The organism is Streptomyces griseoloalbus (assembly GCA_014650015.1).
Lineage (GTDB): Bacteria > Actinomycetota > Actinomycetes > Streptomycetales > Streptomycetaceae > Streptomyces > Streptomyces griseoloalbus.
This window is the reverse complement of record BMUD01000023.1, coordinates 91,194-113,641: the sequence shown is the minus strand read 5'-3', so window position 1 is coordinate 113,641 and position 22,448 is coordinate 91,194. Positions and strand designations below refer to the sequence as shown.

The 22,448-nt window shown below is 72.0% G+C and carries 17 protein-coding genes and 1 pseudogene; 8 read left to right on the top strand and 10 right to left on the bottom strand.

Annotated elements, in window-relative coordinates; translation table 11 throughout:
* The first annotated feature begins 3 nt into the window (after positions 1-3).
* Both IE178_RS28445 and idi read left to right on the top strand, forming a co-directional pair.
* Positions 4-942, top strand: coding sequence for a cation diffusion facilitator family transporter (locus IE178_RS28445; RefSeq protein WP_193514282.1), 939 nt, complete (start codon positions 4-6; stop codon positions 940-942).
* A gap of 267 nt (positions 943-1,209) precedes the next feature.
* Entirely contained in the window at positions 1,210-1,803 is a 594-nt protein-coding gene (gene idi / locus IE178_RS28440) for an isopentenyl-diphosphate Delta-isomerase (RefSeq protein ID WP_184763244.1), read from the top strand.
* Here the strand turns inward: idi and IE178_RS28435 are convergent.
* Complete coding sequence (locus IE178_RS28435) at positions 1,778-2,308, bottom strand: ATP-binding protein (RefSeq protein WP_318280289.1); 531 nt, start codon at positions 2,306-2,308, stop codon at positions 1,778-1,780. The two genes, idi and IE178_RS28435, sit on opposite strands and share 26 nt — an antisense overlap.
* Positions 2,309-2,733: 425 nt before the next feature.
* Here IE178_RS28435 and IE178_RS28430 point away from each other — a divergent pair, with 425 nt between their 5' ends.
* On the top strand, positions 2,734-3,489 hold the full coding sequence (locus IE178_RS28430) for an enoyl-CoA hydratase/isomerase family protein (RefSeq protein ID WP_193514281.1): 756 nt from the start codon (positions 2,734-2,736) through the stop codon (positions 3,487-3,489).
* On the opposite strand, the gene IE178_RS28425 is transcribed toward IE178_RS28430, so the two are convergent.
* Entirely contained in the window at positions 3,476-4,111 is a 636-nt protein-coding gene (locus tag IE178_RS28425) for a DJ-1/PfpI family protein (RefSeq protein WP_193514280.1), read from the bottom strand. The two genes, IE178_RS28430 and IE178_RS28425, sit on opposite strands and share 14 nt — an antisense overlap.
* Before the next feature lie 10 nt (positions 4,112-4,121).
* Entirely contained in the window at positions 4,122-5,090 is a 969-nt protein-coding gene (locus IE178_RS28420) for a GlxA family transcriptional regulator (RefSeq protein WP_193514279.1), read from the bottom strand.
* A gap of 169 nt (positions 5,091-5,259) precedes the next feature.
* Between IE178_RS28420 and IE178_RS36295 the strand changes: the two genes are divergently transcribed.
* The gene (locus IE178_RS36295) at positions 5,260-5,391 is read left to right on the top strand and encodes an LPFR motif small protein (protein WP_268250122.1); all 132 of its coding nucleotides are present in this window, start codon (positions 5,260-5,262) and stop codon (positions 5,389-5,391) included.
* Between the two features lie 105 nt (positions 5,392-5,496).
* Entirely contained in the window at positions 5,497-7,848 is a 2,352-nt protein-coding gene (locus IE178_RS28415) for a Tex family protein (protein WP_193514278.1), read from the top strand.
* A gap of 81 nt (positions 7,849-7,929) precedes the next feature.
* Here IE178_RS28415 and IE178_RS28410 read toward each other — a convergent pair whose 3' ends face one another.
* Together IE178_RS28410 and IE178_RS28405 are read right to left on the bottom strand one after the other, a co-directional pair.
* Positions 7,930-9,576, bottom strand: coding sequence for an ABC-F family ATP-binding cassette domain-containing protein (locus IE178_RS28410; protein WP_184763239.1), 1,647 nt, complete (start codon positions 9,574-9,576; stop codon positions 7,930-7,932).
* 48 nt (positions 9,577-9,624) lie between these two features.
* Complete coding sequence (locus tag IE178_RS28405; RefSeq protein WP_193514277.1) at positions 9,625-10,647, bottom strand: oxidoreductase; 1,023 nt, start codon at positions 10,645-10,647, stop codon at positions 9,625-9,627.
* Between the two features lie 66 nt (positions 10,648-10,713).
* Between IE178_RS28405 and IE178_RS28400 the strand changes: the two genes are divergently transcribed.
* Positions 10,714-11,673, top strand: a complete 960-nt coding sequence (locus IE178_RS28400; protein WP_193514276.1) for an FAD-dependent oxidoreductase — start codon at positions 10,714-10,716, stop codon at positions 11,671-11,673.
* 298 nt (positions 11,674-11,971) lie between these two features.
* Here IE178_RS28400 and IE178_RS28395 read toward each other — a convergent pair whose 3' ends face one another.
* From IE178_RS28395 to IE178_RS28385, 3 genes are all read right to left on the bottom strand, one after another.
* Positions 11,972-13,693 (bottom strand): BCCT family transporter, encoded by a 1,722-nt coding sequence (locus IE178_RS28395; protein ID WP_193514275.1) that lies wholly within the window; start codon positions 13,691-13,693, stop codon positions 11,972-11,974.
* A gap of 83 nt (positions 13,694-13,776) precedes the next feature.
* Complete coding sequence (locus IE178_RS28390; protein ID WP_184763235.1) at positions 13,777-15,045, bottom strand: M14 family metallopeptidase; 1,269 nt, start codon at positions 15,043-15,045, stop codon at positions 13,777-13,779.
* On the bottom strand, positions 15,042-16,997 hold the full coding sequence (locus IE178_RS28385; protein WP_184763234.1) for a Xaa-Pro dipeptidyl-peptidase: 1,956 nt from the start codon (positions 16,995-16,997) through the stop codon (positions 15,042-15,044). Before IE178_RS28385 ends, IE178_RS28390 begins: the two co-directional genes overlap by 4 nt.
* Before the next feature lie 642 nt (positions 16,998-17,639).
* On the opposite strand from IE178_RS28385, the gene IE178_RS28380 reads away from it, so the two are divergent.
* Positions 17,640-19,370, top strand: coding sequence for an endo-1,4-beta-xylanase (locus IE178_RS28380; protein ID WP_193514274.1), 1,731 nt, complete (start codon positions 17,640-17,642; stop codon positions 19,368-19,370).
* Positions 19,371-19,811: 441 nt separating this feature from the next.
* Here IE178_RS28380 and IE178_RS36290 read toward each other — a convergent pair.
* Together IE178_RS36290 and IE178_RS28375 are read right to left on the bottom strand one after the other, a co-directional pair.
* A pseudogene (locus IE178_RS36290) lies at positions 19,812-19,980 on the bottom strand (macro domain-containing protein); the annotation flags it as partial.
* A 42-nt stretch (positions 19,981-20,022) separates the two neighbouring features.
* Complete coding sequence (locus tag IE178_RS28375) at positions 20,023-21,498, bottom strand: amino acid permease (RefSeq protein WP_193514273.1); 1,476 nt, start codon at positions 21,496-21,498, stop codon at positions 20,023-20,025.
* Positions 21,499-21,717: 219 nt separating this feature from the next.
* Here IE178_RS28375 and IE178_RS28370 point away from each other — a divergent pair, with 219 nt between their 5' ends.
* Positions 21,718-22,443: a MerR family transcriptional regulator gene (locus IE178_RS28370; RefSeq protein ID WP_184763231.1), complete on the top strand. Its 726-nt coding sequence runs from the start codon at positions 21,718-21,720 to the stop codon at positions 22,441-22,443.
* The last annotated feature ends 5 nt before the right edge of the window (positions 22,444-22,448 follow it).

Sequence of the window (22,448 nt, the reverse complement as noted above, 5' to 3'; positions counted from 1 at the left end):
CCTATGGGGGCTGGGCACGATCACGGGCATGCGCACGGGGCGCCTGCCGGCGGTACCGCGAGTGCGGCGTACCGCGGCAGGCTGCGGGCGGCGCTGGCCATCACGCTCGGCGTCATGGTGGTCGAGCTCGTCGGCGGGATACTGGCCGACTCGCTCGCGCTCGTGGCGGACGCGGCCCATATGGCGACGGACGCCCTGGGGCTCGGCATGGCCCTGCTGGCCATCCACGTCGCGGGCCGCCCGCCGAGCGAGCGCCGCACCTTCGGGCTCGCCCGCGCGGAGATCCTCGCCGCCCTGGCCAACTGTCTGCTGTTGCTCGGCGTCGGTGGCTATGTGCTGTACGAGGCGGCCCAGCGGTTCGTCACCCCGGCCGGCACCGAGGGAGGTCTGACGATGGCGTTCGGCGCGATCGGTCTGGCCGCCAACATGGTGTCGCTGACGCTGCTGATGCGCGGGCAGAAGGACAGCCTGAACGTGCGCGGCGCCTTCCTGGAGGTGGCGGCGGACGCGCTCGGCTCGGTCGCGGTGATCCTTTCCGCGCTGGTGATCCTCACCACCGGCTGGACGGCCGCCGACCCGATCGCCTCCCTGCTCATCGCCCTGATGATCGTGCCCCGGACCTGGAAGCTGCTGCGCGAGACCCTGGACGTCCTGCTGGAGGCGGCACCCAAGGGGGTCGACATGGCACAGGTACGCGCGCACATCCTGGCCACGGAGGGGGTGGAGGACGTCCACGACCTGCACGCCTGGACGATCACCTCGGGGATGCCGGTGCTCTCCGCGCACGTGGTCGTCAGCTCCGAGGTGCTGAACGCCATCGGGCACGAGAAGATGCTGCACGAGCTGCAGGGCTGTCTGGGCGACCACTTCGACGTGGCGCACTGCACCTTCCAGCTGGAGCCCCAGGGGCACGCCCGACACGAGGCGCGTCTCTGCCACTGAGGCGGCCCGAAAGCGCCCCGTCGCACCCATGCGCCGGGGAACGCGGCTCTCCGCCCCCGTATCGGCGTCCTTTCACCCATTGATCCCGCCGCGGGCGATTTCCGGTCGGCCGCCGCGGGCACCCTCACCCCGGGTCCGCCTGCGTCGTCCGGCCGGTGCCGGCAGCCTCCCGCGCCGCCCGTGGGACATGCGGGCGGGTCGCGGAGTGCCGGGAGTGCCGGATTCGTGCGGCAGACTTGGGGCGCGAAGACCGAGTGAAGGATGGGTATGCCGATCACACCTGCCACCGCGACGCACAGCCCGTCGAACGGCACCGCCGAGCCGATTTTGCTGGAACTGGTCGACGAGGACGGCGTGACGATCGGCACCGCGGAGAAGCTCGCCGCCCATCAGCCCCCGGGGCAGCTGCACCGGGCGTTCTCGGTGTTCCTGTTCGACGAGCGCGGGCGGCTGCTGCTCCAGCAGCGGGCGCTGGGCAAGTACCACTCCCCCGGTGTGTGGTCCAACACGTGTTGCGGTCACCCCTACCCCGGTGAGGCGCCGTTCGCGGCGGCGGCCCGGCGGACCTTCGAGGAGCTGGGCGTGTCGCCGTCGCTGCTCGCCGAGGCCGGCACGGTCCGCTACAACCACCCGGACCCGTCCTCGGGCCTGGTCGAGCAGGAGTACAACCACCTCTTCGTCGGCATGGTGCAGTCGCCGTTGCGGCCCGATCCCCAGGAGGTGGCGTCCACGGCGTTCGCGGACCCGGCCGAGCTGGCGGAGCGGCACGCGAGGGACACCTTCTCGGCCTGGTTCATGACCGTCCTGGACGCGGCCCGTCCGGCGGTCCGCGAACTCACGGGGCCGTCGGCGGGCTGGTGACCTCGCCGGGTCCGGTCCGGCGGATCATGCCGTCGGACGGGTCCTGGAGCCGCCGCGCGGGCTTGAGCGGCAGGGCGGCCCAGATCACCTTGCCTCCGGTCGTGGTGTGCTCCACCTCGCAGGCCCCGCCCGCCTCGCGGGTGATCTCGCGCACGAGGAGCAGACCGCGGCCACCGGTGCGGCCGTGGTCGGTCTCCAGGGCCGTGGGCCGGTAGGGGTGGTTGTCCTCCACGGACACCCGGACCCACTCGGCGCCGACGGCGACCTCGACGGCGAGCATCGGGGACAGCAGCGCCGCGTGCCGTACGGCGTTGGTGACCAGCTCCGAGACGATCAGCAGCAGCCCCTGCACCATGTCGTCCGCGACCGGAACCCCCTGCCGCAGCAGCAGGTCGCGCACCGCGTGACGGGCCTGCGGGACCGATGCGTCCACGGCCGGGGCGGTGAACCGCCAGACACCTTCGTACGGCAGCGATTCGCCACCCTCACGCTCGATTGTCACCACACGTCGAGGTTGGTACCGATCGGCTCCGCACTTCGACGCTGAACATAAGTCAGCGGATATCGAACGTTCCCGACCGTTGGCGTATGACACGGTCGATTGCGGGACCGTTCCGGTCCGCCCTGTGCCGTTTCGGCGCACTCTTCGGGTTGTACGGGTTCCCCAGGCGGGCTCTCCCCGGCCGCTCTGCCCGCCCGGCAGCTCCCCCGGCGTGCGCGCGGCCTCCTCACCGGCCAGCCGGCCGGAGACCGTCCCGGCGATCCGGCGTCCCCCGTAGCCGGTGGCGATCAGCCCCGGACCGTCGAGGAGCGGGGCGGGAGAGAAGAGGAGCAGGGCGGGGCAGAAGAAGAACGTACCGATGACGTACTGGCCGCCTTGCGCACTCCCTCCCGGCCGGCGCGCCGACGGGGACGGATAGCATCCGGCGCATGGAGCCGCAGCTGCTGCACAGCGTCACCGACTCGGTCGCCACGGTCGTCATCAGCCATCCGGCGAAGCGCAACGCGATGACGGCCGCCATGTGGGGCGCCCTGCCGCCGTTGCTCGACGCGCTGGCGTACGACCCCGGGGTGCGGGCGCTGGTGCTGACCGGTGAGGGCGGGACGTTCTGCGCCGGGGCCGACATCTCCACGCTCCAGGGGTCGCCGCTCCGGGCGCAGCGGCTGGCCGTCGCGGCGGAGGAGGCGCTCGCCGCCTTCCCCAAGCCGACCCTGGCGGCGGTCCGCGGGCACTGCGTGGGCGGCGGGGCCCAGCTGGCGGCGGCCTGCGATCTGCGGTTCGCGGAGGAGGGGGCGCGGTTCGGGGTGACACCGGCGAAGCTCGGCATCGTCTACCCGGCCTCCGCCACTCGGCGGCTGGTGTCACTGGTGGGCCCGGCCACCGCCAAGTACCTGTTGTTCTCGGGTGAGTTGATCGAGACAGAGCGGGCGCTGCGCACCGGTCTGGTGGACGAGGTACTGCCCGGGGGCGAACTGGACAAGCGGGTCGCGGAGTTCACCCGGATCCTGGCGTCCCGCTCCCAGCTGACCCAGGCCGCGGCGAAGGAGTTCGCGAACGGCCGCACCGACCGGGACGCGCACTGGAGCGAGCGGGCACGGGAGAGCGGCGACACCGCGGAGGGTGTCGCCGCGTTCCTGGAGCGCCGGCCGCCGCGCTTCACCTGGAGCGTGTCTACGTCAGGCTGAAGCGGCTCTTCGACCGGAACTCCTCGACGAGGTGCGCGGGCGCCTTCTGCGGGGAGCCGGCGTCGTAGGGCGGCTGCGGGTCGTACTCGGTGAGCAGCTGGACGGCCTGGGCGTGTTCGTCGCCGGCGATCCGGCCGAGCAGGGTGAGCCCCATGTCGATGCCGGAGGAGACACCGGCCGCGGTGACGTACTTGCCGTCGGTCACCACCCGCTCCCCGGTGGGCTCGGCGCCGTACCGCCTCAGGTGGTCGAGTGCCAGCCAGTGGGAGGTGGCCCGGCGTCCCTCGAGGAGCCCGGCCGCGGCCAGCAGCAGGGATCCGGTGCACACGGACGTCGTCCAGGTGCTGGACGCGTCGGCGGCGCGCAGCCAGTCCAGCAGGTGCTCGTTCTCCATCTGGGGCGTCTGTCCGGGGCCGCCGGGGACGACGACGATGTCCGGGGCCGGGGTCTCGGCCAGGGTCCGGTCGGCGGTGATCGCGAGCGCGCCGGTCTCGGTGCGCACGGGCCCGGTCCGCTCGGCGACGAAGACGGTCTGCGCGCCCGGGAGCCGGCCCAGGGTCTCGTACGGGCCCACGGCGTCGAGGGCGGTGAAGCGGTCGAAGAGGACGATGGCGATCTGCATCGGGAACCTTTCAGATGCGGGCGGGTGAGGGAGCGGGCCGGAAGCGGCGGCGGTACTCGGCCGGTGACGCCCCGAGGGTCCGGACGAAGGCGCGCCGCATCGCCTCGGGCGTGCCGTAGCCGCTGGCGCGGGAGATCTCCTCGACGCCGTCACCGGTGTCCTCCAGCAGGCGCCGGGCGTGTTCGAGCCGTACCCGGTCGACGTAGCGGCCCGGTGGCATGCCCGTCTCGGTGTGGAAGGCGCGGGCGAAGTGGCGCGGTGAGAGGGCGGCGCGGGCCGCGAGCGCCTCGACGGACAGATCGGCGTCGGGGTGTTCGGTGATCCACTGCTGCACCTCGCGCAGCGGCTCGCGTCGCGCGGTCTGGGCGGCGAGCTGGGCGCTGAACTGGGCCTGGTTGCCCGGCCGGCGCAGGAACACCACCAGATGCCGGGCGACGGTGAGGGCGACCGCCCGGCCGAGGTCCTCCTCGACCAGGGCGAGCGCGAGGTCGATGCCCGAGGTGACACCGGCGGACGTGGTGACGTGGCCGTCACGCACGTAGATGGGGTCGGGGTCGACCTCGACGGCCGGGTGGTCGCGGGCCAGCGTGTCGCTGTAGGCCCAGTGCGTGGTGGCGCGGCGCCCGTCCAGCAGTCCGGCGCCGGCGAGCAGGGCGGCCCCCGTGCAGACGGAGACCAGGCGCTCGGCGCGCGGCCCGTGCCGGCGCAGCCAGTCGGTCAGCCGCGGATCGGGCCGACGGGTGCCCTGCCCGCCGGGTACGACCAGCGTGTGCGGCTCCGGCGCGTCGGCGAGGGCCCCGTCCGGTACGACGGTCAGACCGCTGGTCGTCCGCACCGGAGTGCCGTCCAGGGAGGCGGTGCACAGCCGGTACGTCCCCGGGGTGTGCCTCTCGGCGCCCGCGAAGACCTCCACGGGACCGGTGACATCAAGGCTCTGGACGCCGTCGAAGAGGACGACGAGAACGGTTCGCTGCGCCATGCGGTCGATTCTTGGCGCTGCCCGTGATGGCCGCAACGACGGGTTTCCCACCTTTCCTGCCATGGCCGGCGACGGGGAGCGGGTCGGTGGCAGGCATGTTGAAGCGTTGACGAGGTACACGGAGGAGCACACACCGGCCGCAGGGGCCGGGAAACGAAAGGGGAAACTCGTGTTCCGTGCCATCGCAGACGTTCTGCGCCAGATCGGCGGGGCCATCGCCACGGTCGTGACGCTGCCGTTCCGGGCGCTCGCCCGGCTCTTCGGCGGGGCCTCGTCCACCACCCGTGGCCGCCGCGCCTGACGCCGCTCGTGCGGTATTCGGGCGAGTCGCCGCCCTGATCCCCGATTGTCGGCGTCACCTGCCACAATTGCCGCGCAACCTCAGTGGAGAAGGCGGTACGGGATCGTGACGACACCCCTCACAGGGTCCATCGAAGGCAGGATCGCCGAGGAGCTCGGCGTACGGGAGCGGCAGGTCAAGGCTGCCGTCGAGTTGCTCGACGGCGGTTCGACGGTGCCCTTCATCGCCCGCTACCGCAAGGAAGCGACCGAGATGCTCGACGACGCGCAGTTGCGCACGCTCGAGGAGCGGCTGCGCTATCTGCGGGAGCTGGAGGAGCGTCGTACGGCGATCCTCGATTCGGTGCGCGAACAGGGCAAGCTCACCGACGAGCTGGAGGCGCGGATCCGGGGCGCCGAGACGAAGGCGCGGCTGGAGGACATCTACCTGCCGTACAAGCCCAAGCGGCGCACCAAGGCGCAGATCGCCCGGGAGGCGGGTCTCGAGCCGCTGGCGGAGGGGCTGCTCGGTGATCCGGGCGTCGAACCCCTCGCCGCGGCCGCCGCGTTCGTGAACGCGGACAAGGGGGTCGCCGATCCGCAGGCCGCCCTGGACGGCGCGCGGGCCATCCTCACCGAGCGGTTCTCGGAGGACGCCGACCTGATCGGCGAGGTGCGCGAGCGCATGTGGGTGCGCGGGCGGCTGGCCGCCAAGGTGCGCGAGGGCAAGGAGGAGGCGGGCGCGAAGTTCGCCGACTACTTCGACTTCGCCGAGCCGTTCACCGAGCTGCCCTCGCACCGGATCCTGGCGTTGCTGCGCGGTGAGAAGGAGGAGGTCCTGGACCTCGTCCTGGAGCCGGAGGAGCCGGTGGACGGCCCGTCGTCGTACGAGGGGATCGTCGCGCACCGGTTCGGGATCGCCGACCGGGGGCGTCCGGCCGACAAGTGGCTGCTGGACACGGTCCGCTGGGCCTGGCGCACGCGCATCCTGGTGCACCTCGGCATCGATCTGCGCCTGCGGCTGCGCACGGCCGCCGAGGACGAGGCGGTGCGGGTCTTCGCGGCCAACCTGCGCGACCTGCTGCTCGCCGCCCCGGCCGGCACGCGGGCGACGCTGGGTCTCGACCCCGGTTTCCGTACGGGTGTGAAGGTGGCCGTGGTCGACGCGACCGGCAAGGTCGTCGCCACGGACGTGATCCATCCGCATGTCCCGGCGAACCGGTGGGACGAGGCGATCGCCAAGCTGGCGCGGCTGGCGAAGGAGCACGCGGTCGAGCTGATCGCCATCGGCAACGGCACGGCGTCCCGCGAGACCGACAAGCTGGCCGGCGAACTCATCACCAAGCACCCCGAGTTGAACCTGACGAAGGTGATGGTGTCGGAGGCGGGCGCCTCCGTGTACTCGGCCTCCGCCTTCGCCTCCCAGGAACTGCCGGACATGGACGTGTCGCTGCGCGGCGCGGTGTCGATCGCCCGCCGGCTGCAGGACCCGCTGGCCGAGCTGGTGAAGATCGACCCGAAGTCGATCGGGGTCGGCCAGTACCAGCACGACCTGTCCGAGGTGAAGCTGTCGCGCTCACTGGACGCGGTGGTGGAGGACTGTGTGAACGGCGTGGGCGTGGACGTCAACACCGCGTCGGCGCCGCTGCTGGCCCGGGTCTCCGGCATCACGTCCGGGCTCGCCGAGAACATCGTGGCCCACCGGGACTCCAACGGGCCGTTCAGGTCGCGCGGCGAGCTGAAGAAGGTGGCGCGGCTCGGCCCGAAGGCGTACGAGCAGTGCGCGGGCTTCCTGCGGATCCGCGGCGGCGACGACCCGCTGGACGCGTCCAGTGTGCACCCGGAGGCCTATCCGGTGGTCCGGCGCATGGTGAAGACCTCCGGTGCGGAGGTCGCCTCGCTGATCGGCAACACGGCGGTGCTGCGGTCGCTGCGGCCGCAGGACTTCGTGGACGAGACGTTCGGTCTGCCGACCGTCGGGGACATCCTCAGGGAGCTGGAGAAGCCGGGGCGCGACCCGCGGCCGGCGTTCAAGACGGCCGTCTTCAAGGAGGGCGTGGAGAAGATCTCCGACCTGTCGTCCGGGATGGTGCTGGAGGGTGTCGTCACGAACGTCGCCGCGTTCGGGGCGTTCGTGGACGTCGGTGTGCATCAGGACGGGCTGGTGCACGTGTCCGCGATGTCGAAGACGTTCGTGAAGGATCCGCGGGATGTGGTGAAGCCGGGCGACATCGTCAAGGTGAAGGTGCTGGACGTCGACATTCCGCGGAAGCGGATCTCGCTGACGCTGCGGCTGGATGACGAGGCCGCGCCTCAGGGAGAGCAGCAGCGGGGGCCGCGCGGGGAGCGGCAGGGGGGCCGGCCGCCGAAGCAGCGGCAGCAGCAGGGGCGTTCCGGGGGGAAGGGGCGGCCGTCGGCTGCGCCCGCTCCCGCCAATGGGGCCATGGCCGAGGCGTTGCGGCGGGCGGGGCTGGCATAGGCACCCGGCGCCGATGGGGGTGGGTGCGCGGCCGGCGCCGGCCGGGTGCCTCCCCCGAAGGCCCGAGCCACACGACACCGCCTACGCGGTCGCCTCCGTCACCTTGCCGTTCGTGACCTCCAGGCGTCTGGTCACGCTTACCGCGTTCAGCATGCGGCGGTCGTGGGTGATCAGGAGGAGGGTGCCCTCGTAGGCGTCCAGGGCCGCTTCGAGTTGCTCGATGGCCGGTAGGTCGAGGTGGTTGGTCGGCTCGTCGAGGACCAGCAGGTTGACGCCCCGGCCCTGGAGGAGGGCGAGGGCGGCGCGGGTGCGTTCGCCCGGGGAGAGGGTGGCGGCGGGGCGCATGACGTGGTCCGACTTGAGGCCGAACTTGGCCAGCAGGGTGCGGATGTCGGCCGGTTCGAGGTCGGGGACGCCGGGGCGGAACGCGTCGAGCAGGGGCTCGGGGCCGTGGAACAGCGCACGGGCCTGGTCGACCTCGCCGAGCAGCACACCCGAGCCGAGGGCGGCGTGCCCGGCGTCGAGCGGGACGCGGCCGAGCAGGGCACCCAGCAGTGTGGACTTGCCGGCGCCGTTCGCGCCGGTGACGGCCACCCGGTCCGCCCAGTCGATCTGCAGGGAGACCGGGCCGAGCGTGAAGTCCCCGCGCCGGACCTCGGCGTCCCGCAGGGTCGCGACGACCGCGCCCGAGCGGGGTGCCGCCGCGATCTCCATGCGCAGCTCCCACTCCTTGCGCGGCTCCTCGACGACGTCGAGCCGTTCGATCATGCGCTGCGTCTGACGCGCCTTGGCGGCCTGCTTCTCGCTGGCCTCGCTGCGGAACTTGCGGCCGATCTTGTCGTTGTCGTTGCCGGCCTTGCGGCGGGCGTTCTTCACGCCCTTGTCCATCCAGCCCCGCTGCATCTGCGCCCGGTCCTGGAGCGCGGACTTCTTGTCGGCGTACTCCTCGTACTCGTCGCGGGCGTGTCTGCGGGCCACCTCCCGCTCCTCCAGGTAGGCCGCGTAGCCGCCGCCGTAGAGGTTGATCTGTCGCTGGGCGAGGTCGAGTTCGAGGACCTTGGTGACGGTGCGGGTGAGGAACTCGCGGTCGTGGCTGACGACCACGGTGCCGGCGCGCAGTCCGCCCACGAAACGCTCCAGGCGCTCCAGGCCGTCCAGGTCGAGGTCGTTGGTCGGCTCGTCGAGCAGGAAGACGTCGTAGCGGGAGAGGAGGAGGGAGGCCAGTCCGGCACGGGCCGCCTGACCGCCGGAGAGGGCGGTCATCGGCTGGTCCAGGTCGACGGCCAGACCGAGGGAGTCGGCGACCTCCTCGGCGCGCTCGTCGAGGTCGGCGCCGCCCAGGGACAGCCAGCGCTCCAGGCTGGTGGCGTACGCGTCGTCCGCGCCCGGCGCCCCGTCGACCAGAGCCTGGGTCGCCTCGTCCATCGCCCGCTGGGCCTCGGCGACACCGGTGCGGCGGGCCAGGAAGCCGCGTACGGTCTCGCCGGGCCGGCGCTCCGGCTCCTGCGGGAGGTGCCCGACGGTCGCGGTGGGCGGGGAGAGCCGCAGCTCGCCCTCCTCCGGCGCGGTGAGGCCGGCGAGCAGGCGCAGCAGCGTGGACTTGCCCGCGCCGTTGGCGCCGACCAGGCCGATCACGTCGCCGGGGGCGACGACGAGGTCGAGACCGGTGAACAGGGAGCGGTCACCGTGACCGGCGGCGAGGTTCTTGGCAACGAGGGTGGCAGTCATCAGACCGCCGATCCTAACGGCCGTACGCGGCCGGCCGCTCCGCGGTTTTCACCGCCCCACCGCCGCCACCAGCACCGTCCCGGCGGTGCGGGCCACGAGGTAGGAGTCGCCCTTCACCGCCTTGGCGTCCAGGAGGACCCGGTGACGGCCTGGCTCCAGTACGCCGTCGAACAGGTCCTGGGTGTGGGTGCGGGAGAGGCGGTCGACCCGGTACGTGGTGAGCCGTACCCGGCAGGACGAGGTGACCTCCAGTTCCGCCCCGTCGCCGGCGGCGGTGAGATCCGTCAGGCGGCGCTGTTCCCGTGGGCTGCGGTCCAGGACCTGTTCGGTCTGGGCGACGAGCAGCGGAACGATCGGGGCGAAGCCGTCGACGCAGGGCACGTCGACGCCGGCGTCGGCGAAGGCACGGCGTACGGCGTCGCGTTCTCCCGCACCGACCGAGCGGCCGAAGACCACGGCGCCGTAGGCCCGCAGTTCGTCGGCGGGGACACCTTCGGCGTTCTGGGCGATGTCGGCGCCGACGCCGATGGTGCGCAGGGCCGCGGCCAGCCTGGCGAGCAGGGCGACGCGGGCGCCGATCAGCAGGACGCGGCGGCGGGCGCCCGGGGAGCCGCCGTCGAGGAGGGAGGCGAGGGCGGTGCGGTACTCGGTGCCGCGGAAGCGGAACGGGCCTATGCCGTGGTAGCCGTTGAGTTCCAGATCGGCGCGCACGTCGGTCTGCCAGGCGAAGTCCCGCCAGATGAAGTCCTCGCCGTCGCGTTCGATGACCGCGGTGACCGCGCCGCAGGCGAGGTCCTCGCACTCGGGGCAGCCGTAGACGATGTACCGGTCGGCGGGCAGCGGTGCCTCGGTCTCCAGCAGCAGGCTGCGGACCTGGGCGGTGAAGAGGGAGGGCGGGACGTCGGAGGCGAGCGGGGAGACCGCGTCCAGGTCGGAGAGGCGGAAGAGCAGGGGGCGTCCGTCGACGACGAAGTCGACGAAGTCCCGGTGGACTTGGTAGTCACCGTTGGCCAGGAGCCCACCGGCTCTCGTCGCCGGTGCCAGGCCGAAGGTCGCGTACTCGGCGGACATGCTGTGAGTATTCCCATCGCGGGACGGACCTGAGCACGGCATGACATATTCCGCTACCGTCCCCCGATGGAAACCGAACTGGACTGTGATGTCCTGGTGATCGGCGGTGGGGTCGTCGGGCTGACGACGGCCGTGGTTCTCGCCGAGCGCGGCGTACGGGTACGGCTGTGGACGCGGGACCCGGTCGGGCGGACCACCTCGGCGGTCGCGGGCGCGCTGTGGTGGCCGTACCGGATCGAGCCGGAGGCGTCGGTGCGTGCCTGGGCGCTGCGGTCGCTGGAGGTGTACGGGGAACTGGCGGCGCGGCCGGGGACCACCGGCGTACGGATGGTCGAAGGAGTACTGGGCGAGACGGCACCGGACGAGGTCGGCGCGTGGGCCGCCGCACGGCTGCCGGGGCTGCGCGGGGCGACGGCCGAGGAATATCCCGCCGGGTCGGGTGTCTGGGCCCGGCTGCCGCTGATCGACATGTCGGCTCATCTGCCCTGGCTGCGGGAGCGGTTCCTGGCGGCGGGCGGAGCGGTCGAGACGCGTACGGTGGCGGACTGGGCGGAGGCCCGAGCGCCGGTCGTGGTCAACTGCGCGGGGCTGGGGGCGCGGGAGCTGGTGCCGGATCCGGCGGTGCGGCCGGTGCGGGGGCAGCTGGTGGTCGTGGAGAACCCCGGGATCCGTACGTGGATGGTCTCCACGGGGGCCGACGGTGCGATGGCGTACTTCTTCCCGCAGCCGGGTCGGCTGGTGCTGGGCGGCACGGCGGAGGAGGACGCCTGGTCCCTGGAGCCGGACCCGGCGGTGGCGGAGGCGATCGTGCGGCGGTGCGCGGCACTGCGGCCGGAGATCGCCGACGCGCGTGTCCTGGGCCACCGGGTGGGCCTGCGCCCCGCCCGCCACACGGTCCGTCTGGAACGCGTCCCGCTCCCCGACGGCCGGCTCCTGGTCCACAACTACGGCCACGGCGGCGCGGGCGTCACCGTCGCCTGGGGCTGCGCGGAGGAGGCGGCGGGGCTGACCGCCGGCTGGACGTAGGGGCGGGGCGGCGGCACGGCCGGGCCCGCGCCCCCGCGGGGCGGCCCCGGGCGGCGTCGGTCCGCGGCCCGAGCGCCATGACCCGGCGAGTGTCCCGTGACCCCGCCCCGCCGCGGCCCGGTTGAGCGCGCGCGGCCCGGACGGGGCGGGCCCGGCGCGGCAGCCCGCTGCGGGCCGCGCCCGGCCCGGTGCGACCCGCCGGGCCCGGTGCGACCCGCCGGGCCCGCGGACCGTCGGCGGCCGGGCCGCGGGCGGCCTTGGCGGACGGCCGGTCGGCTTCGCGGGCCGGCGTGGGCGGTCAGTGTTTGCCGATGGGGTCGCCCTCCACGTCCGGGCCGCGGCCGGGGCCGATGCGGAGTTCGAATTCGCCGTCGTACTGCTTGTGCCCCTCGATGACCGCCAGCTCCACCGCCTCGGAGCCCATCTCGCCGCGCACGATGAGCGGGTCGCGGCGCAGGTCGCGCATGAGGGCCACGCACATGAAGATCATCACGACGACGAACGGCGCCGCCGCGAGGATCGTGAGGTTCTGCAGGCCGGTCAGCGCGTCACCCTGGCCGCTGCCGACGAGCAGCATGATCGCCGCGACGGCGCCGGTGACCACGCCCCAGAACACCACGACCAGACGGCCCGGTTCGAGCGCACCCCTCTGCGAGAGGGTGCCCATGACGATCGAGGCCGCGTCCGCGCCCGAGACGAAGAAGATGCCGACGAGGATCATCACCAGCAGACTCGCGGCCGTGGCGATGGGGAACTGCTGCAGCACCGCGAAGAGCTGGCCCTCGGGCGTGGACTCCTCACCGAGCCGCCCCTGCTCCTGAAGCTTCATCGCCGAACCGCCGAAGACCGCGAACCAGACCAGGCTGACCGTGCTGGGCACGAGGATGACCCCGCCGATGAACTGGCGGATCGTGCGGCCCCGGCTGATACGGGCGATGAACATGCCGACGAAGGGCGTCCAGGAGATCCACCACGCCCAGTAGAAGACGGTCCAGCTGCCCAGCCAGTCCGCGACGCCCTCGCCGCCGCTGGCCTCGGTGCGCCCGGCCAGCTGCGGGAGATCTCCCAGGTAGGAGAAGACCGAGGTGGGCAGCAGGTCGAGGACGACGATCGTCGGGCCGGCCGCGAACACGAACAGGGCGAGCACCAGCGCCAGCACCATGTTGATGTTGGACAGCCACTGGATGCCCCTCTCCACCCCGGAGATCGCGGACGCGACGAACGCAACCGTCAGCACCGCGATGATGCTGACCAGCAGCCCCGTGCTCACCTTCTCCATCCAGCCCAGCTCCTGCACACCGGAGCCGATCTGCAGCGCGCCCAGGCCCAGCGAGGCCGCCGAGCCGAACACGGTCGCGACGATGGCGAGCATGTCGATGACCCGGCCCCCGATGCCATTGGCGTTCTTCGACCCGATCAGCGGGGTGAACACGGCGCTGATGGTCTGACGGCGGCGCCTGCGGAAGGTGCTGTAGGCGATGGCGAGGCCGACCACGGCGTAGATGGCCCACGGATGGAGCGTCCAGTGGAAGAGGGTGGTCGCCATGGCCGTCTCCATGCGGTCGCCGGAGTCGGCCGGATCGGTGCCGGGCGGAGGCGTGATGTAGTGCCCCAGCGGCTCGCTGACACCGTAGAACATCAGACCGATTCCCATGCCCGCGCTGAACATCATCGCGACCCACGAGACGGTGCGGAACTCCGGTTCCTCGCCCTCGGCGCCGAGGTGGATCCGGCCGTAGCGGCTGGCCGCGAGCCAGAGGGCGAAGACGACGAAGCCGGAGGCGGCCAGCATGAACGCCCAGCCGCCGTTGTGCATCAGGCCCCCGAGCATGGTGCTGGAGGCATCTTCGAGCGAGTCGGTCCCGACGGCGCCCCAGAGCACGAACGCCAGGGTGAGCACGGCCGTGACGCCGAACACCACCCGGTCGGTCTGGGGACGCCCCCGGCCGGGCAGGCCCGCTTCGGAGCCCGGCAGGGGACCTGCCGTCGGGTCCTTGTCACTGTGCTGGTCCTGCGTCACAGGCGGCACCTTTCATCAGAGCCGTGGGCGAAGAGAACTCCTCCCGGTACGCCCCTACCACCTTTGGCGCAAAACTCACCTACTCAGCACGACGTGTCTGGCTCCCCCTCCACCAGGTGGTATGAGGCCCGCTCGTCCAGGAGCAGCGGAACGAGCGCGCGCAGCGACTGCCGCAGCGGTACGAGTACGCCGTCGCCGGCCGGGCGTACGCGAACGCCGTGCAGGGCCAGCTCGTCCCCGACGTCCGCGTACTGAGCGGCTGTGAGGCGGTAGCCGCACGGCGGGTCGGCGATCACCTCGGACGGTTCCGGCGGGTCGTTGTCGGCGCCGCCCAGGTGGACGGGGCCCGTGTCGGCGTACCCGGCGGTGCGGGCGTCGGCCGTGGCCGCCTCGACCTCTCCGCGGCGTTCCCCGGCGAAGCGGACCAGGCCGTCGAGCGCGGCGAGCTGGGAGTTGACCCTGCGCCGGTTGTTCAGCGCCTCGTCGGCCTGCTCCGCGTCGGTGAGGGGGTCGACACGGCTCTCGATGAGCAGGCCGACGCCGTGTTTGATTCCGGACATGTTGCGCAGGATGCGTTCCTGCCCGTCGCCGGCGGTCTGCCGGATCGGTTCACCGGTGGCGGGGTCGGTCCAGATGCCATAGGTGCCGGTCGAGTACCCGGCGGCGCCGGCGGCCGGGCGGACATGGTCACGGGACAGGGTCTGCGCCGCGTCGTGGACGGCGGGGTGGGTGTTGAGGTTGCGCGGCCACAGGTCGAACAGATCCTCGTCGTAGTACGGCGGGGTGGCGCCGTACTCGTGCAGGTCGTAGATCACGTCGGGGCGCCGGTCGCGGACGACCGCGGCCAGGGCGCGGCCCTCGGCGGTCCGCAGGGCGAGGTGGTCGCGGTTGATGTCGACGCCGTCGCTGTTGCCACGGGTGTCGGCGGCGCGGCCGTCGGGGTTGGCGGTGGGGACGACGAGCACCGTGGTGCGCTCCAGGAAGCGGCGGGTGCGCCGGTCCTCGGCGAAGGCCAGGTCGCGGATGGTGGTGAGGCAGGCCTCGCGGCCGGAGGGTTCGTCGCCGTGCTGGCTGCACACGAGCAGCATCGTGTGGGCGGCGGGGCGGGTGCCGATACGGACGAGTTGGAGCGGGCGGTCCTGTCGCGTCGTGCCGATACGGCTGACGGAGACCCGGCTGCTCCCCCGGTCGACGGCCGCGAGGAACCGCTGCTCCTCGGGCTGGGTGGTCCAGCGGGCGCCGTCGCTCCGCTCGAAGCCGGTGCGCGGCGGGGAGTCGCCCGCCTGCGCGGCCGGGGCGGTGACGAGGGAGGCCGCGAGGATGGCCGCGGCGACGATCAGGGCGCGCTTCATCCGGCCTCCCCCGGGACGCGGTGGGCGGTGAGGCCCGGTCGGCGTACGCCGTCAAGGACCGTGTCCGGGGCCGTGGCGTGGGAGCCGGCGGTGGCGCGGGCGAAGGCGGCCGTGCCGCCGACGAACGGGACCTGCGCGAAGGTGCGGGCCAGATCGAGGGTGAGGGTCGGGGTGTCGGCCGGGGGATCGATCAGCCCCCGGTCGGTGCCGGCGACGATCAGCGCCAGGCGGTGGCCCTCGGGGACGACGTGGTCGGTGGCCGCGAGATCGAGGGTGATCGTGTACCGCTCGCCCGGGGTGAGCGGGTCGCCCTCGCCGTCGCCGGCGTGGTGGCCGAGGTCGGCCCAGCCGCGGCTGACGATCGTGTGGTCGACGTCGGTGGTCCTGGCGCCGGTCTCCTTGAAGCAGGAGCTGTCCCCGGCCGTGCTCGGGCCCCAGCAGGTGCGCTCGGTGAGGGTGGTGATGCCCTCGCCGTCGTCGGCGTAGTCGCGGATGGTGTCGGGGCCGAGGTCCACGAGGACGGCGGAGAGATGTGCCGTCGGGGTGGTGGGGGTGGCGGTGACGGTGACCCGGGAGGCGCCGGACAGGCGCAGGTCGCGGGTGAGCGGTCCGGTGACGAAGCCCGCCTTGTCCGGGGTCGGGAGGTCGACACGGGCGGCCCAGTCGGTCTCGCTCAGCCGCGGGTCGTCGGTGAAGGCCTCGGTGCCCGTGCCCCCGCGAAGGCCCAGGGTTCCGACGCCGGCCTCGGTGCCCCGGGCGGGGCGCAGGGTCGCGGTACCGGTGCCGCGCGGCGGCCAGGTCGTCGAGGTGACCCACTGGTCGGGCCGGCGTTCGATGTCGGCCACGGGCTCGCGGTCGATCCCGTTGTCGAGGCCGAGGAGTTCGTGGTCGAACCAGCGGTGCAGGGTGTCGACCCAGTCGGCGCGGCGGAAGTCGAAGGGGTCGACGTGGCCGGTCTGGGAGAGCCAGATCTTGCGCTGCACCCCGTTCTTCGCCAGGGCGTCCCACCACGGGCCGACGTGCTGCATGCGCACGTTCAGGTCCTGCATGCCGTGCACCAGGAAGACGCTGGCCTTCACGTTCTTCGCGGCGCGCACGTAGTCGCGTTCGGTCCACAGCGGCGTCCAGTCGCCGGTGCGCGGGGCGCCCTCGACGATGTCGCGCTGGACCGCGGCGCACCGGGCGCGGGCGTCGGGGCTCTCGACGTAGTTCGACAGCCAGTCGGGGCCGGAGTCGTACAGCGGGGCGCCCTGGCTGAAGTAGTAGTCGTACCAGGAGGAGATGGCGGCGATCGGGACGATGGTCTCCAGGCCCTCGACGCCGGTCGCGGCGACGCCGTTGGCGATGGTGCCGTCCCAGCTCTTGCCGATCATGCCGGTGCGGCCGTTGGTCCAGTCGGCCTCGGCCCGCTCGGTTCCAGTGCGGGTGGTGTAGGCCTTGCCACGGCCGTTGAGCCAGTCGACGACCGCCTTCGCGGACTGGATGTCGGAGCGGCCCCCCACGTCCACGCAGCCGTCGGACCGGTTGGTTCCGGCCAGGTCGACGCCGACGACGGCGTAGCCGCGCGGCACGAAGTAGTTGTCGTAGAACAGCGGCATCTGCACGACGTCGCCGTTCGCGTCGTAGGTCTTCTTCTGGCTCTCGTTGCCGCGCCCGCAGCAGGAGTAGTACGGGCTGGCGTCCATGATCACGGGAACCTTACGGCCCTGCTGCGCGGGTTCGCGGGGCCGGACGATGTCGACGGCGACGCGGTCGGTCCTGCCGTCCTCGTCCTCGTCGAGGCCGGTGTCCACCCAGACGGCCTCGCGGACGGCGTCGGCGTAGGAGTGGACGGGCAGGCTCTCGCGCGGCGCGGCCTCTGCGGCGGCGGGGGCCAGCAGGGTGGCCGTCAGGGCGGCGGCGGCCACCGTCGCGAGCGGTCTCCAGGTCGTCAAGCGCGTGCGTTTCGACATGCGCGGACGGTACATCGGTCAACCCGCCTGCAGAAAGGGGCGGCTGACGAACCGTAAGGGCTGCGTGGCCGGTATCGCCCCTGGGTCCGGTAGTGCGTGGCGGCGCTCGAGCTGTCGCCGGCCGTCCGCGACTGGGGTTCGGTGGGCGGGCGCTGGGGAGCTGCCACCGTTTTCGATCTCGTGGCGCTCGGGGCACTCCTCGGCGATGTCGACGCGGCAGGCCTGTTCGGTGCGGCCGGTCTCATGGGTCTGCCGGTCCTGATCTCTTGGGCTGCCGCCGTCAGGCGGCGCCGGTCCGGGGCGACTGCAGCGCGGCTGTGGTCCTCGGGGCTCCGCAGGCCCGCCGCGACGCGTCGTGGGTGTGCCGGATCTCGGCGACCAACTCGTCCTTCTGGCGGGCCTGTTCCTCGGCTGCCGGACGGGTGGCGAGGTAGGCCGTACGTACCGACCGCTTTCCGGCCGTCGTTCCCGAACGCTCCTCGGCCGGCGGGCCCTCACTCGCACCTGAGACAATGGCGATCAGTCACAGCGGGGCGGCGCGATCGGTTGCGCACCGTTCTTGCCGCGGCTGGGGAGGGCGGTGCTCGGCGACGGTGTGGCTGAGGGCGGCGGTGCCGTCGGGAGACGGGCTGAGGATACGGAGTGCTGCTGTTCATGCGGTTTCGAAAGAGCGCTGTCATCGCGGTTGTGTGTGCCTTGGTCGCTGGTGTCTCGGGGGACCGTGCCGGCACCTCCGCGCCCGCGGGGGGACCTGTGGAGGACCTCCTGAACGGCAGGGACTGGGCTCACTTCGCCGGCGGGAAGCCCACGCACGCAGGGATACGGGTCACCCCCCTCGACCGGCGCGTCACACACCAGGACGGTACCGGCGGACAGCCGAACCCACCGGTGAACCTGCGCGGTCCTCACATGGTGTTCCGAGGGGATGTCCGGATCGAAGCCGGCCTGCGGCGTGCGGATGACACGGATGCCTACCTGCATCTGTACGGTGAGACGCCGGTCATCTACGACGAATGGCGCTACGAACGGCGCGGCGTGCGCATCGGCGTGGTCGGCGGGAGGCTCCGGATCGACCGCTGGGACGGGGACTCCGACAGACCCGCGATGACCCGGACCTTCGGGAGCGGCCTGGGGCTCGAAGTCCGCCTCGCCGTCGAAGTCCGCGCGAACAGGATTGTGCTGGAGGCCAACGGCAGGGTCGTGGGAACCGTTCCCGCGCGGGACGTCTTCGGCCACGGCCGCATCTGGTTCGGCGCGGATGCGGGAGCCCGCGGGAAGGGCTGGACCCTCAGCGATCTCCACGCGCGGTCACTGGGACGGGGCCGGATGTCCGTCGTGGACGCGCCTGGTCTGCGAGTGCCCCGGTCCAGCGATGCGATGCGTGATCTGGCGGCGGTTCTCCCACGCCCGATCCGTATGGGAACCGCCCTGGCCGCGGGCCCCTTGCTGACTGACAGCGCCTACCGCCGGACGGCGGGTGAGGAGTTCTCCATGCTTACGCCGGAGAACGACTTCAAGCCGCAGTTCGTCCAGCCTCGACGCGGCGTGTTCGCGTTCGCGGAAGGCGATACCTTGGTGGACTTCGCCGAGGCCAACAGGATGAAGGTGCACGCCCACACCCTCGTCTGGTTCGAAGCCCTGCCCGCATGGATGCGCGCCGAGATGACGCACGAGCAACGCAGGCGCGTCATGGTGGAGCACATACGCGCGGTAGCGGGCCACTTCCGGGGGAAGGTGGCGGAATGGGACGTGGTGAACGAGCCCATGTCCGACGAGGACGAGGACTACTCCAACGGCAACCGGGGCGTGCGGCCACAGTTGTGGTTCGAAGCGATGGGTGAGCAATACATCGACATCGCCTTCCATGCTGCCCGCGAGGCCGACCCGCACGCGGTGCTGTACCTCAACGAGTACGGGGTGGAGGAGGACGGTCCACGCTGGGATGCCCTCTACGCGCTGCTGATCCGGTTGAAGGAGCGGGGCGTTCCGATCGATGGCGTCGGTTTCCAGGACCACGAATACGCCGTCGGCGACCGTACCGACCCCGAGGTCTTCCGACGCAAGGTCCGGGCTTTGGCCGGGCTCGGCCTGAAGGCCCGGGTCTCGGAGGCGGACGTCCTCGTCGACGAGGACGAAGAGGACGTCCAGGCCCGCCAACTGGCGGGGAAACTCGCCGTCTGCAGCGAGGAACCCAACTGCACCTCGTTCTCGACCTGGGGTTTCACCGACAAGTACGGCTCCACGGCTGACCTGCGACACTATCCCCCGAGTCCGGGAAACGCTCTTCCCTGGGACGCGACATACGAGGCGAAACCTGCCTACTGGGCACTGCGTGACGTCCTGGACGACGCTCGCCGCTCAGATACTGGATAGGTACGACGGGCACCGCCAACCGGCCTCGAAGGTGGACGAGCCGCGTGAGCAAGGACGGCTCCGGTAACGAGGAGGCGAGCGCATCCGTGCTCGGGGCGCTGGGGCCAAGGTGTGAGTGGGCGCGCTGGTTGCGCTCTCTCGGTTTCGGGACAGTGGGTGAGTGACAGCGGGCCTGGGGGTGTTACTGCTGGTCAGTGGTGGTTGAGGGAGTGTGGGGCCGCTGTCCTGGGCGTGAGAGAACCGCGGGGTATCGCTGTCCCGGGGCGTTATTGCATGAGGGGTGACGCTGTCTCAGTTTCGTGACCGGTCCCCCTTTCTGGCCCGTCGTCGGGGCACGGGTCCGGCACGGTGGCGTCCAGAGGGCCGGGTGGGGTGAACCACTGGTCCCAGCAGTAAGGAGAAGGCGCAGTGCGCTCGTCTGGCGGTCAGTGGCGCGAGTGGATGGGTGCCAGGCGCGGTAGGCGGCTTCCGGTTCGGGCCAGCGGCGGGACAGGGCCAGGACGAAGCCCTTCCCCCAGCCCCCGAGGTCGTTGCGGACGTGGGCGACGATCTTGACGCCCTTCACCGACGGAACGGTGGCGTCACCCCGGACGTATGTGATCCCCGGCATGACGCCACCGTGGCCGCTGCCACTGACAGTGGCTGCGGCCCGCTACTTCGCGGGTCCGGTCAGGTGGTTCGGCTCGCGGGCGGCGGTCCGTTCGACCCGGCGCCGGACGCCGTACCAGCCCGCGACCAGCATCGCCGCGATCACCGGGACGAGCAGCAGCGTCTTCCGTCCGACCTCGGGGTCGTTCCACATGAGGCCCAGGACGGAGACCAGGAAGACGATGGTGACGATCTCGGTGACCGGGCTGCCGGGGAGGCGGAAGGACGGCCGGGTGACCAGGCCGGCGCGGGCGCGGCGGACGAAGATCAGGTGGCAGATCATGATGATCACCCAGGTGCTGATGATGCCGAGGGAGGCGACGTTCAGCACGATCTCGAAGGCCTGGTCCGGCATGAGGAAGTTCAGGCCGACGCCGAGTACGCACACGCCGCAGGTGAGCAGGATGCCGCCGTAGGGCACCTGGCTGCGGTTCATGTGGGCGGTGAACTTCGGGGCGGAGCCCGCCATGGCCATGGACCGCAGGATGCGGCCGGTGGAGTACAGACCGGAGTTCAGGGACGACATCGCGGCCGTGAGGACGACGAGGTTCATCACGTCGCCGGCCGCCGGGACACCGATCTTGGACAGGACGGTGACGAAGGGGCTCTCGTCCGCCGAGTACATCGAGCCGGGCAGCAGGAGGGCGAGCAGCACGACGGAGCCGACGTAGAAGAGGCCGACGCGCCACATGATGGAGTTCACCGCGCGGGGGACGACCTTCTCCGGTTCGGCGGTCTCGCCCGCGGCGACGCCGACCAGTTCCAGCGCGGCGTACGCGAAGATCACGCCCTGCATCACGAGGACGACGGGCAGCACACCGTGCGGGAGGACGCCGCCGTTGTCGGTGATCATGTTCAGGCCGGGGGTGCCGCCGCCCACCTCGTGCTGGGTGGCGAGCAGGAAGATGCCGACGACCATGAAGGCGACGAGGGTGGCGACCTTGACGATCGCGAACCAGAACTCCATCTCGCCGAAGATCTTCACCGAGATCAGGTTCACCGCGAGGACCACCGCGAGGGCGATCAGCGCGAGCACCCACTGCGGGATGTCGGTGAACAGGCTCCAGTAGTGCGTGTAGAGGGCGATCGCCGTGATGTCGGCGATGCCGGTCGTCGACCAGTTCAGGAAGTACATCCACCCGGCGACGTAGGCGCCCTTCTCACCGAGGAACTCGCGCGCGTACGAGACGAACGAGCCCGACGACGGCCGGTACAGGACCAGCTCGCCGAGGGCGCGGACGACGAAGAAGGCGAAGATTCCGCAGACCAGGTAGGCCAGCGCGAGCGCCGGGCCGGCGTCTCGCAGCCGTCCTCCGGCGCCGAGGAAGAGCCCGGTGCCGATCGCGCCGCCGATGGCGATCATGTTGACGTGGCGGGCCTTGAGGTCCTTGCTGTAGCCGGCGTCGCCCGCGTCCGCGGGCGTCGGGGCCGCCGCGGTGGGTTCTGCGGCCGTTGCCGTGTTCACGGCGTCCTTGCTCACGGGTGGTTCCACTCTCTGGTGCGCTCGGGCGGCTCGCGCCCGGGTGTCCGGATTGCCTAGGCCGGCGCGCTCGGTTCAGGGCACAGACCAAGGGGGCACCTTTCCAAACAGCCGGAAGGGTATGCGATGGCAAAGATCACACCGCGGAACATCTCACATGGCCGCGCGGGTGGCCGGTGAGGGTGTAACAGCACCGGTGGTACAGCGATACTGCTGCACATGACGACCGACACCGAGGGGTCCCGGCGGCCGCAGGAGCGCGAGGAGCCGACGCTCACGATCGACGAGCTGGCGGCCCGGGCCGGCGTCACGGTGCGCACGGTCCGCTTCTACGGCACCAGGGGTCTCCTGCCGCCCCCCGTGATCGGCCCCCGGCGGGTGGGTCACTACGGGCGGGAGCATCTGGCCCGGCTGGCGCTCATCGAGGAGTTGCAGCGCCGGGGCATGACGCTGGCGGCCATCGAGCGCTACCTCGGCCAGCTGCCGGCGGACCTGAGTGTGCGGGAGCTGGCGATCCAGCGGGCGGTGGTGGCCTCCTGGGCGCCGGAGAGCACCGAGACGGTGACGCGTGCGGAGCTGGACCGCCGGGCGGGCCGGCCGCTCGCCGACGAGGAGGTCGAGCGGCTGGTGGCGATGGACGTCCTCCGGCGCGACGGCGAACGCTACGGCCTCGACGCCGGGCTGCTGCGGCTCGGCGTCGAACTGCTGGACGTACCGCTGTCGCAGGAGACGATCCTCGCCGCTCGTACCGCGCTCATCGAGCACTCCCGCGCGGCCGCCCACGAGCTGTCGCGGCTGCTGCGCGACGCGGTCGCGGAGCGGGACGCGCGGGATGTGCGGTCCCTGTCCGCGCGGATGCACCCGCTCGTGGTGCAGGCGCTGCTCACCACCTTCCAGCGGTCGCTGAAGGAGGAGCTGCGGGAGTGGCTCGACGACCAGGGGTGAACCCC